Annotated in this window: 8 protein-coding genes; all 8 read left to right on the top strand. The window is 59.7% G+C overall.

The genetic code is table 11. The features are described 5' to 3' along the window. On the top strand, positions 1 to 1749 hold the full coding sequence (locus tag B5E60_RS01830) for a BACON domain-containing protein (RefSeq protein WP_204246427.1): 1749 nt from the start codon (positions 1 to 3) through the stop codon (positions 1747 to 1749). Positions 1750 to 1770: 21 nt separating this feature from the next. Beyond that, the gene (locus B5E60_RS01825; protein ID WP_087309183.1) at positions 1771 to 3891 is read left to right on the top strand and encodes a S8 family peptidase; all 2121 of its coding nucleotides are present in this window, start codon (positions 1771 to 1773) and stop codon (positions 3889 to 3891) included. Positions 3892 to 3909: 18 nt separating this feature from the next. Then, complete coding sequence (locus tag B5E60_RS01820; RefSeq protein ID WP_087309182.1) at positions 3910 to 4743, top strand: DUF1573 domain-containing protein; 834 nt, start codon at positions 3910 to 3912, stop codon at positions 4741 to 4743. A 6-nt stretch (positions 4744 to 4749) separates the two neighbouring features. Then, positions 4750 to 5247, top strand: a complete 498-nt coding sequence (locus B5E60_RS01815; protein WP_087309181.1) for a lipocalin family protein — start codon at positions 4750 to 4752, stop codon at positions 5245 to 5247. Between the two features lie 220 nt (positions 5248 to 5467). Further along, positions 5468 to 6805, top strand: coding sequence for a signal recognition particle protein (gene ffh, locus B5E60_RS01810; RefSeq protein WP_087309180.1), 1338 nt, complete (start codon positions 5468 to 5470; stop codon positions 6803 to 6805). 358 nt (positions 6806 to 7163) lie between these two features. Then, on the top strand, positions 7164 to 8045 hold the full coding sequence (gene era / locus B5E60_RS01805) for a GTPase Era (RefSeq protein ID WP_087309179.1): 882 nt from the start codon (positions 7164 to 7166) through the stop codon (positions 8043 to 8045). Between the two features lie 267 nt (positions 8046 to 8312). Continuing rightward, positions 8313 to 10295 carry a tetratricopeptide repeat protein gene (locus B5E60_RS01800; RefSeq protein WP_087309178.1) on the top strand — a complete coding sequence of 661 codons (1983 nt, stop codon included), beginning with the start codon at positions 8313 to 8315 and terminating at the stop codon, positions 10293 to 10295. Positions 10296 to 10312: 17 nt separating this feature from the next. Further along, positions 10313 to 11683, top strand: coding sequence for an MFS transporter (locus tag B5E60_RS01795; RefSeq protein ID WP_197714860.1), 1371 nt, complete (start codon positions 10313 to 10315; stop codon positions 11681 to 11683). The last annotated feature ends 477 nt before the right edge of the window (positions 11684 to 12160 follow it).

Here is a 12160-nt window from a genome sequence, read left to right as displayed (position 1 = left end):
ATGAAAGTACGCAATCATATCTTCCTCGCGCTGCTTGCCGTCGCCTTCATGACCTCCTGCTCCGAGGCCGACAAGACGATCGAGTTCGGGGTCGACAACAACTCGATCAACATCGAAGCCGTCGGCGGCACCCGTAAAGTCAACGTATCGGCCGGCGAAAACTGGGTCGCTACCTCCTCCGCACCCTGGATCACCGTATTGCCCGCAAACGGCAGCGGTTCGAAAGAGTGCAGCCTGATTATCGACTCCGCCATCACCACCTCGCCTCGCGACGGTTATGTCCTCTTTATCAATACCGACAACAACACCGAATACAAGCGTGTCGACGTCTCGCAGAAGGGTTTCGACTATGCCATCACCCTTGATGAGCCATCGGTAAACATCGAAAACTATGCAACGCTCGACAAACGCTACTTCGACGTGAAGGTGAAAACCAATGTCGCCTTCAATGTCAAGGTCGTCGACGAAGAGACCGGAGCTGAACCCAGTTGGGTCGATGTCGGTCAGTTCAACGTTAACCTCGACCACGGCCGTCGCCCCCGCGAAGTCTCCCTGCGCATCTCCTGGGGGATCAACTCCACCCCGATGCAGCGCAATGCCCGCCTCTCGTTCACGCCTGCCGAAACGGATGTCAAACTCGACCGGAACGACGAACTGACCATCAACCAAGATGCCGCTGAACGCATCGTCACAGGACGCGGCGGTGACTCCATAGCCCTGCTCGGCATTGCCCGGTCGCTCGAAGTCTGGGCCTCCGATTGGGAAAGCTCCGGCGAAAGAATGGACAACTGGGACGGCGTAGTTCTCTGGGAAGAGGGCATGACCGGATACGTCGATTCGCTGAAGGGCCGTGTCAAGTCGGCCGAGTTCACCTCGTTCTCCACCAAGGAGGGCATCCCCTACGAGGTACAGTATCTGACCGCGGCCGAAGAACTCAGGTTCTACAGCAACGTGAATACCTTCCAGCTCAACCTCGGAACGGGTCCCTACATCTGTGAACTCACGCAGCTCAAACGGCTGACTATCGGTGCATACGGTCTGACCGAACTCGACGAAAACTTCACCAAACTGAAGAACCTCGAGTACCTCGATCTGAGCAGCAACAATTTCGAACAGGTGCCTGCCGTCATCAACCCGGAGAACTTCCCGAAGCTCCATGCACTGCGAATGGCCAACAACCAGCGACTGCTCATCTATGACCTGAGCAACAGCATCTCGACCAACTTCGGCGGTCTCTATCAGCATACCAAGTACGATTCGGCCCAGGAGACCTTCGGCGAATTCCCCACGTGGCTGCTCAAGTGGGAGCCCGACGCGGCAAAGGGAATCGCGGGTCTCGACACGCTGAACCTCTCGGTAAACTACCTCCAGGGTTCAATCCCCGATTTCAAGGATGACGCCACGATCGGTTATTACGACGATGAAGATTTCATCCGGCCCGACACCATCCCGGCCATACATGTCAAACGCGTCATGCCCCAGTTGAAGATGTTCGCCCTGAACCTCAACCGTCTGACCGGAGAGCTGCCCGAATGGATCCTCTACCACCCGGCTCTCGACTGGTGGGACCCCTACACCCTGCTTTTCACTCAGGAAGGCAAGGACGAAAAGGGTAACCTGGCAGGTTTCTCCAATACGCCCGTAAACCTGAACTATTACTACGAAAAGTACACCAAGAAGGAGATGGCCGGCAGCTCCAGCGACCAGGAGACGGGAACCGACTCCGGATCCCAGACCGGCAGCCGTTAACACCATGATCTGACAGACAATATGAAAATGAACAAATATCTCGTATCGGCCCTCAGCGTCGTGGCGCTGTTCGCCTTCCATGCCTGCTCGACCGAAGATCTCGTCGAACCCTCCGCCTCCAACACTCAGTCGGAGCCCACGGAGATGAGCGGTGAGGTCATCGTGAAGTTCGACCCCGCGGTCAGCGATCTGCTCGATGAACGCGGCCTGGCTCAGACCCGCAGCAACGCCGCTGCAACCCGCAGCGGTATCTACTCCGTGGACGAGGTGCTCGACATGCTCGGCGAGTGCCAGCTCGAACGCGTATTCCCGGTCGACGCCCTCCACGAAGAACAGACCCGTCAGGCCGGTCTCCATCTGTGGTATGTCGTCCGCTTCAGCGACAAGTACAGCGTCGAGGAGGTCGTCGACCGCCTCTCGACACTCGGCGAGGTCCAGACCGCCACGCCCAACCGCACCATCAAACGGGCCTATCGCACCGACCGGAAGCCTATCCCCTTCCCCAAGGAGCTGCTCAATGCCCCCGCAACCCGTGCCGAGGGTGAGAACGGATACGTTTACAACGACCAGCTCCTCAAATGGGAGTGGCACATGATCAACCGCGGCTATCAGAACCACTTCACCATCGATGCCGAGGAGGATGCCGAGGTAGCCAAAGCCAAGTTCCAGGTCGGTGCCGACGTCCACTGCGAAAAGGCCTGGGAGCGTACGACGGGTGATCCGTCGATCATCGTGGCCGTGCTCGACGAGGGCATCTACTTCCGCCACCCCGACCTGCAGTACAACATGTGGGAGAACGAGGGCGAAACCTACGGCTCGCACAAGGACAACGACGGCAACGGATATGTCGGCGACTACTACGGATACGACTTCATCAACAATACGGGAATCATCTCCTGCGACAAGTCGGCCGATACGGGCCACGGAACCCACGTGGCCGGTGTGATCGCCGCCCGAAACAACAACGGAATCGGCATCACCTCGATCGCCGGCGGCACGGAGGAGAATCCCGGCGTGAAGATCATGTCCTGCCAGATCTTCTCCGGAGACGTCTCGAGCAATACGGTCAGCCTGGCCCGCGCCATCAAGTACGCGGCCGATAACGGGGCCGTCATCCTGCAGTGCAGCTGGGGCTACACCTCCGGTACGGCCAACGGCTATGAAAACACCCCGGGATTCGCCACCCAGGAGGAGTGGGAGACCAACTGCCCGCTGGAGAAGGCTTCGCTCGACTACTTCGTCCACAACGCCGGTTCGCCCAACGGCCCCATCGAAGGCGGTATTCCCGTCTTTGCGTCGGGTAACGAGTATGCCCCCTCGGCCGGATTCCCCGGCGCCGCGGACTACTGTGTCTCGGTGAACGCCATCGCCGCCGACTACACCATCTCGACCTTCTCGAACTACGGCCCCGGTTCGAACATCTCCGCTCCCGGCGGCGACCAGGACTACTACTTCGACTATGTCAATGTGGCCAATGACAACCAGAATCCCGCCTACACGGCAGCACGCGGCGCCGTCGGATGCGTCCTCTCGACGCTGCCGCCGCAGGTCAGCGACCAAACCGAATACGGCTACATGGAGGGTACCTCGATGGCCTGCCCCCACGTATCGGGTGTCGCCGCGCTGGGCCTCTCCTACGCCGTCAAGCTGCGCAAGCACTTCACCGCCGCCGAGTTCCGCAAACTGCTCGTCGAAAGCGTTACCCCGATCGACGACTACCAGACCGGGAACAAGAAGTATTACCACTATGTGAGCGATATGGGCAAGAACTATCCCAAGATCATCCAACTGTCGCAGTATGTCGGCAAGACCGGCGGTCTGGTCAATGCCGACAAGCTCCTGGCCGCCATCGAGGGCGAAGAGGCCGGTACGGCCGTCACCTTCCCGAACATCTACCTCGGAATCGGGGCGGAGAATGCCGTCAAGGAGGATCCCGCCCGCTACTTCGTCAACGGAGAAAGCCTCTCCTACACGCTCAAGATCGACAATACCTCGGTCGCAACGGGCGAAATCAAGGAGGGCAAAGCCGTCTTCACCGGCCTGAAGGAGGGGGTAACGACCGCCTCGATCGAAGCCAACGGCACGGTACAGAAATTCAACATCACCGTCCGCAAGACGGCCAACGGTAACGGCTGGCTCTAATTCGGAGAAGGAAGGCTTATGCCCGGAAGATCGCTCATAACGAAGATTCTGGTCCCGATGGGGATGGCGGCGGCACTCGTCGCCGCCTCCCCCGTCCGGGGACAGTTTCACATCGTTCCCCGTCAGCGGCTCGACAGCATGGCCAACCCCGCACTGGCCAACGGCGCTCAGGCAATGCGGTTCGTCGCCAAACGGATCGAAACCGGTCCGATCGGCGAAGACGACGGCCCGAAAAACTACCGCTTCGAGTGGCAGAACGTCGGCGACAAACCCCTGGTCATCACCCGCATCACGACCACGTGCGGCTGCGCCGCCCCGTCGTGGGACCGCCAGCCGGTCAAACCCGGAGAGAAGGCGACGGTTACCGTCACCTACCACCCCAAAGGCCATCCCGGCAGCTTCACGCGGAAGATCTTCCTCTTCACGCAACTCGCCGCGAATGCGCCGACGGCCATCCTCGAACTCTCCGGCAAGGTGATCCCCTCGGCCCGTCCGACCTACGCCTACCCCCATGCCCGCGGGAATCTGCTCCTCAAGCAGGAGGCGATCCACCTCGACCCGCAGCTGAAGGCCGTCGAACGAATCGAGTGCCTCAACGGCGGAAACGACACCCTGCGCATCGGCGTCGATACGCGGATCCTGCCCCCCTGCATCCGGGCCGGATTCAAACCCGAGGTGCTCCGGCCGGGAGAGATCGGCGAGCTGATCGTGCGGTTCGATCCGACGGCCGGCCGTGCCCCCCAGCGGGTGCCGCTCTTCCTGCGCGGTGTGGGGCTCCCGCCCTCGCAAAGCGCCGTGACGGTCTACTTCGACCCTGCCACCAACGAATCCAAATCTGTGAACAACAACTAACGAAATATGAAAAATCTGCTCAAAATCTCGCTCCTGATGCTCTTCGCATTCGGCCTGACCGCCTGCGATGACGACAAAAGCTACGACGACCCCGGACTCGAAGTCTCGCTCTACAACCTCTCCGGTACGTGGAAACTCGACTCCTGGAACAACGGCGAAGCCCTGGCCGACGGCAGCTACGTCTACATCGAGCTCTCCTACCGCGACGGAAACGAGTTCACCATCTACCAGAATCTCGACAGCTTCGGCCCCCGCCGGATCACCGGCGTCTACAACCTCTCGACCGACGAATCCCTCGGCTCGGTCATCCGCGGCATGTACGACTACGAGAACGGAGACTGGAACCATCGCTACATCATCCGCGACCTCTTCTCCGACCGCATGACCTGGATCGCCACCGACGACGCCCGGAATGTCTCCGTCTACAAACGTTGCCCGGGCGTGCCGCAGGAGATCCTCGATGCCTACAAGGACGAAATCGAGGCCGAAGAGAGCGAAAAATAGACCGAACCGAACACCTCTGCGGCAGATGCGCCCCGCGGCGCACCCCGCGCAGGCCATCCCGAGACGGGGAGCGACATGCATGCACGTCGCTCCCCGTTTTTTTCGCGGCCGACCGATCGCGCTCACGGGACAATTTTCCCGGCCCCGGATTGCGCTTTCTGAATTTCTTATTAACTTTGCGCTTTGGAAACCAAAACGCTCGAAATCCTTTTTAAGAAATATGTTCGAAAACCTTACCGATAAACTCGAACGGTCGTTCAAAATCCTCAAGGGAGAAGGCCGCATCACGGAAATCAACGTCGCCGAAACCCTCAAGGAGATCCGTCGCGCCCTGATCGACGCCGACGTCAACTACAAGGTCGCCAAGTCGTTCACCGACGAGGTCAAGCAGAAGGCTCTGGGACAGAACGTCCTCACGGCCGTCAAGCCCGGGCAGATGCTCACGAAGATCGTCCGCGACGAACTCGCCGCCCTGATGGGAGGTACGGCTACGGATATCCGGCTGGAGGGTACGCCCGCCGTCGTGCTGATCGCCGGTCTGCAGGGTTCCGGTAAGACGACCTTCTCCGGAAAGCTCGCCGCCATGCTCAAAAGCAAAAAGGGACGTCAGGTGCTGCTGGTGGCCGGCGACGTCTACCGTCCCGCGGCCATCGACCAGCTGAAGGTCCTCGGTGAGCAGATCGGCGTCGAGGTCTACACCGAAGAGGGAAACAAAAACCCCGTGGAGATCGCCCGGCACGCCATTCAGTATGCCCGGCAGAAGAACTGCAACGTCGTGATCGTCGATACGGCCGGCCGTCTGGCCGTCGACGAAGCCATGATGCAGGAGATCACGGCCATCAAGGCCGCCATAAAACCCTCCGAGACGTTGTTCGTCGTCGATGCCATGACCGGTCAGGACGCCGTAAACACGGCCAAGGAGTTCAACGACCGGTTGGATTTCGACGGCGTCGTACTGACCAAGCTCGACGGTGATACGCGCGGCGGTGCCGCCATCTCGATCCGTTCGGTGGTCAACAAACCCCTGAAATTCATCTCCAGCGGCGAGAAAATGGATGCCCTGCAGGTCTTCCACCCGGAGCGCATGGCCGACCGAATCCTCGGCATGGGTGATGTCGTCTCGCTCGTCGAGCGCGCCCAGGAGCAGTTCGACGAGGAGGAGGCCCGCAAACTCAAAAAGAAACTCGTCAAGGATCAGTTCAACTTCAACGACTTCATCGCACAGATCCAGCAGATCAAGAAGATGGGCAACCTGAAGGATCTGGCCTCGATGCTTCCGGGCATGGGCAAGCTGCTCAAGAATGTCGACATTCCGGACGACGTCTTCAAGCAGACCGAGGCGATCATCTCCTCGATGACCCCCGCCGAGCGCGAACACCCCGAGATCATCAACGCCCGGCGCCGCGAACGCATCGCAAAGGGTTCGGGAACGACCGTGGCCGACGTCAACCGCCTGATGAAGCAGTTCGACGACACGCGCAAGATGATGAAGGCCGTGGCGGGCGGCGGCATGAAGATGCCCAAGGTCCCCGGTGGCGGCATGTTCCGCCGGCGATAGTCCCCCGGCCGAAGGGGCCGAAAGGGATGCAAAAGGGGCCGAGAGAAACAGAAAAGGGACCGAGAGGAACAAAAAGGGCCGAGAAAGGGCCGAGAAAGGGCCGAGAAAGGGCCGAAAATGAAGAGTTGAAAGGACGCATGTTCCTGCCGCAAATAAACGAATACTCGGCTCCCAAAAAACAGCTAAAGGAGACTTTCGAAAACGAAGGTCTCCTTTTTCGTCCCCGCAGCGGGGCGGAAATGGATCCGCAACACCCTTAAACGACAAAATCCACCGGTAAATTCACCGCCCGACAGTTGCAGGCATGCCATTTTATCCGTATCTTTGTCCGAATCATCTCCGAAAAGAGTACAGCAACATGCATAAATCGGGCTTCGTCAATATCATCGGAAATCCCAACGTCGGAAAATCAACGCTCATGAACGCCCTGGTCGGCGAACGGCTCTCGATCATCACCTCCAAGGCCCAGACTACCCGTCACCGAATCATGGGTATCGTATCGGGCGACGACTTCCAGATCGTCTACTCCGATACCCCGGGGATCCTCAAACCCGCCTACAAACTCCAGGAGTCGATGATGAAATTCGTCAACGGCGCCCTGACGGATGCCGACGTCATCCTCTACGTCACCGACACCGTCGAACAGAGCGACCGCTCGGCCCAGATCCTCGAGAACATCCGCCACAGCGGGATTCCCGCCATCGTCGTTATCAACAAGATCGACCTCTCGAACCCCGCGGCTCTCGACACCCTGGTCGAAAAGTGGCACCAGATCCTCCCCGAAGCCCGGATCGTCCCCGTCTCGGCCAAGGAGCAGTTCAACCTCGAGGGGCTCTTCAAGACCATCCTCGAACTGCTGCCCGAAGGCCCCGCCTTCTACCCCAAGGATACACTCACGGACAAAACCCTGCGATTCTTCGCCTCGGAGATCATCCGCGAAAAGATCCTCCGCTTCTACGACAAGGAGATCCCCTACTGCTGCGAAATCGAAATCGAAAGCTACAAGGAGGAACCCACGATCGACCGCATCTCGGCCACGATCTTCGTCTCGCGCGAATCGCAGAAGGGGATCATCATCGGACACAAGGGCGAAAAACTCAAACGCGTCGGGCAGGCCGCACGCGAAGACATGGAGCAGTTCCTCAGCAAGAAGGTCTTCCTGCAGCTCTTCGTCAAGGTCAGCGACGACTGGCGGAACAACGATCGGCAGCTCCGCCGCTTCGGATACGAAACCGAATAGCCGACCGCCCGGCCCGGGGCAACACTTCCGGGGCCCGTCCCGCACTCGCGCGTAAAGGCCGGCGGGAAGGTAAGGGGACGGGAAGGGTCGCGCGAGACCCGGGCCACAATCGCGCGTGAAGGCTTGGGAAGGGGCTCCGGACCGCAGTCACGCAAGAAGTCCCGGGGCAAGGCCCCAAAACCAACGGATCCCGGCACCCACAAGAGGCCCGGACCGTAACAAAACAATAAAGTCCCTCAAAAGGACGTTACAACAAAAACTCGAAAAATGCGGAAATTCATCATCGCCCTGCTGGCCGCTATCGCCCTGCTGGGGTCTCACGCGGCTCACGCCCAATACAACCGGGAGTACTTCTTCTGGATGGGCCGCACCTGCATGATGAACAACAACTACCAGGAGGCCATCCGCACGCTGAACATCCTGCTGCGATTCGACGAGGACGCCTTCGAGGGATACTTCCTGCGCGGTATCGCCAAATACAACCTCGACGACCTGCTCGGCGCCGAGGAGGACTTCTCGACGGCCATCCGCCTCAATCCCGTCTACACCCAGGCATATACCTATCGCGCCATCACCCGCTCGCGCCTCGGAAACTACGACGACGCCCTGCAGGACTTCCGTGAAGCCATCGAACTGCGACCCGATCTGCCCGGCCCCTACTACAGCCGCGGGGTCACCCGTCTGCTTAACCAACAGTTCAAGGAGGCTATCTCCGACTTCGACAAGTTCATCCGCCAGGAAAACAAGGTCGCCGATGCCTACATCTGCCGCGGACTGAGCTATCTCCACCTCAAGGACACGGTGAAGGCCTACGAGAACTTCAACACCGCCATCCGCACCAATCGCGAAGATCCCAACGGGTACAACCGCCGCGGAGGCCTCTATCTCGAACAGAAACATTACAAGGAGGCCGAGGCCGACTTCAACAAGGCCATCTCGTGCGATTCAACCTACCTGCTCTCGTTCTTCAACCGCGCACTGGTCTACAACGCCACCAACCGCCCGATGCAGGCGCTGGCCGATTTCGACCGCGTCATCCAGCTCGACTCGACCAACTCGCTCACCTACTTCAACCGCGCCATGCTCCGCACCCAGATCGGCGACTACAACCGCGCGCTGGAGGATTACGACCGCGTGGCCCTCTATTCGCCCAACAACGTGCTGGTCTACTACAACCGCGCCGGCGTACATGCCCAGCTGGGCGAGATCGAAGAGGCCGTCAAGGACTACACCCAGGCCATCAAACTCTATCCCGACTTCGCGAACGCATACATCTACCGCGGACAGCTGCGCGAACTGCTGCGTGACCCCAAGGGCGCCCGCAGCGACCGCGAAACCGCCCAGCGCAAAATCGCCGAATACCGTTCGCGGCTGAGCGACAGCACCTACTCGATCTTCGCCGATACCACACAGCGTTTCGACCGTCTGCTGTCGTTCGACAGCAAACTGGCCGGAACCGGTTTCGAAAGCATCACCGGACACAACAGCGGACACGAGGAGATGCGTCTGTTGCCGCTCTTCAAGTTCACGCTCATGCGCCCCGACTCGATGCCCGAACCCTATCGCCTGCAGCGCATCGAGGACTTCAAACACCGTATCGGCAACGAATACCTCACCCTCTCGTGCCGCGAAAGCAACATCGCTCCCGATACGCTCGTGATGCTCGACAAGGAGTATGTCCAAAGGCTCAAGAGCGGCGAAACCAACTGGGCGCTGCTCTTCCAACGCGGCGTCTCGCAGTCGCTCATCAAACAGTACACCAACTCGGTCAACACCTTCTCGACGGCCATCGAGCAGAACCCCTCGAACCCGTTCCTCTATCTGAACCGTTCGACGACCCGCGCCGAAATGATCGACTTCATCTCCTCGATCGACAACTCCTATCAGCGGATATCGATCGACTCGGATCCGGCCAACCGACTGAACAACAACTCGAAACGAACGTACAGCTACGACGAGGCCGTGGCCGACCTGAACAAGGCCATCAAGCTCTTCCCCGCGTTCGCCGAGGCTTACTACAACCGCGCAAACCTCCGGGCCCTCTCCGGAAGCCTGCCCGAAGCCTACGAGGACTACTCGAAAGCCATCGAACTGAACCCCGCGTTCGCCGAGGCTTACTACAACCGCGGCGTCATCCAGATCTTCATGAAGGATACCCGAAAAGGCTGTCTCGACCTCTCGAAGGCCGGCGAACTCGGAATCACCGAGGCTTACGACATCCTCAAGCGTTACGCTCAACTCGAAGACTAATCCAAACCCAATAAAACATGACAGCAACTATCCAACGCAAACTCAACGATTCGCCCGCGGCGCGGTGGACAGCCCTGGTCCTCATCGCTCTGATGATGTTCTTCGGCTACATGTTCGTGGACGTGATGTCCCCGCTCAAATCTCTTATCGAGTCCTCCCGCGGCTGGGACAGCGGTACTTTCGGAACCTATGCCGCTTCGGAATACTTCCTTAACGTATTCTTCTTCTTCCTGATCTTCGCCGGCATCATCCTCGACAAGATGGGGATCCGCTTCACCGGTCTGCTCTCCGCATCGCTGATGGTCATCGGCGCCTCAATCAAGTTCGTCGGTATCTCCGACTGGTTCCAGACCACGGCCTTCAACGAGTGGCTCAACAGCTGGTGGGTCTCCTTCCCCGGCAGCGCCAAGATGGCTTCGCTCGGATTCATGATCTTCGGCTGCGGCTGCGAAATGGCCGGTACGACCGTCTCCAAGGCCATCGCCAAATGGTTCGACGGAAAGGAGATGGCTCTGGCAATGGGCCTCGAAATGGCTATCGCACGGTTGGGTGTCTTCGCTGTCATGTGGCTCGCCCCGATGATCTCGAACCGATTCGACCACTCGGTCGTCGCTCCGGTCGCCTTCTGCACCGTGCTGCTCATCATCGGACTGCTGTGCTACACGGTTTTCGTCTACATGGACCGCAAACTGGACCGACAGCTCATCGCGGCCGGTGAGATGAAGGAGCAGAAATCCTCCGACGAAGAGTTCCATGTCAAGGACCTCGGCCTGATCTTCCGCAGCAAGATGTTCTGGCTCGTCGCACTGCTCTGCGTGCTCTACTACTCGGCCATCTTCCCCTTCCAGCGCTACGCCCCCAACTTCCTCGAGGTGACGCTTCAGATCGACGCCGAATCCGCCGCACGTCTCTTCAGTTGCTTCCCGATTCTGGCCATGATCCTCACGCCGTTCCTCGGCGCCATGCTCGACTTCCGCGGCAAGGGGGCCACGATGCTTATGGTCGGAGCCGTGATCATGATCGCCTGCCATCTGAGCTTCGCCTTCCTGCTCCCGGCATTCCCCTCGAAATGGTTCGCCCTGCTGCTCGTTGTCGTCCTCGGCGTCTCGTTCTCCCTGGTGCCGGCCGCTCTCTGGCCTTCGGTCCCGAAGATCATCGATGCGAAGATCCTCGGCTCGGCCTACTGTCTGATCTTCTGGATCCAGAACGTCGGTCTCTGCCTCGTGCCGCTGCTCATCGGCAAGGTCCTCGATGCCACGGGCGGATACACCGTCCCGATGATGATCTTCTCGACATTCGGCGTGCTGGCCTTCATCTTCAGCTTCTACCTCAAGATCGAAGACCGAAAGAAGGGTTACGGCCTCGAACTGCCCAACATCAAGAAATAGCCCGAACTCCGAACGATACATGGAGAAGCCCCCCTGCCTGCGGTTTATCCCGGGCAGGGGATTTTCGTGGGTGGGGAGGGATGAGGCCGGCCGACAGCAGCGGCTTGAGCGGCAACGACGTAAGGAAAGGACGGCAAGGATTCGGTTGGAACCGCGACGGGGCGGATTGGGACCATAGCAAAAGCCGGGGTCGGCCAAGGCAAGTGTCGGGACCGGACCAAAGCAAGTGTCGGGATGGGACCGAGCCGGAATCAGACTGAGTCTAGGAAAGGTCGGGGTTGAGCTGCGACATGGGCGAGTCGGAACTGCGGCGGGACAGGCGAGGAGTGCGGCGGGAACTGCGGCGAGGGCAAGCGGGGCCTCGGACGAGGACAAACTGGGACTGCGGTGGAGCAGGCGGGGACTCGGCAGAGGCAGAGGCACAAGGGGACTCGGCAGAGGCAGGCAGGGACTCGGCAGGAACAGACGGGAACCGCG

The organism is Alistipes sp. An116 (genome assembly GCF_002161005.1).
In the GTDB taxonomy this organism is placed as follows: domain Bacteria; phylum Bacteroidota; class Bacteroidia; order Bacteroidales; family Rikenellaceae; genus Alistipes; species Alistipes megaguti.
The sequence above is the reverse complement of the archived record's forward strand: the minus strand, read 5'-3'. Positions and strand labels throughout refer to the sequence as shown.

What these genes read in the sequence shown, in the direction of transcription:
- B5E60_RS01830 (WP_204246427.1), top strand. Translation starts at nt 1, where the DNA reads ATGAAAGTACGCAATCATATCTTCCTCGCGCTGCTTGCCGTCGCCTTC.
- B5E60_RS01825 (WP_087309183.1), top strand. Translation starts at nt 1,771, where the DNA reads ATGAAAATGAACAAATATCTCGTATCGGCCCTCAGCGTCGTGGCGCTG.
- B5E60_RS01820 (WP_087309182.1), top strand. Translation starts at nt 3,910, where the DNA reads ATGCCCGGAAGATCGCTCATAACGAAGATTCTGGTCCCGATGGGGATG.
- B5E60_RS01815 (WP_087309181.1), top strand. Translation starts at nt 4,750, where the DNA reads ATGAAAAATCTGCTCAAAATCTCGCTCCTGATGCTCTTCGCATTCGGC.
- ffh (WP_087309180.1), top strand. Translation starts at nt 5,468, where the DNA reads ATGTTCGAAAACCTTACCGATAAACTCGAACGGTCGTTCAAAATCCTC.
- era (WP_087309179.1), top strand. Translation starts at nt 7,164, where the DNA reads ATGCATAAATCGGGCTTCGTCAATATCATCGGAAATCCCAACGTCGGA.
- B5E60_RS01800 (WP_087309178.1), top strand. Translation starts at nt 8,313, where the DNA reads ATGCGGAAATTCATCATCGCCCTGCTGGCCGCTATCGCCCTGCTGGGG.
- B5E60_RS01795 (WP_197714860.1), top strand. Translation starts at nt 10,313, where the DNA reads ATGACAGCAACTATCCAACGCAAACTCAACGATTCGCCCGCGGCGCGG.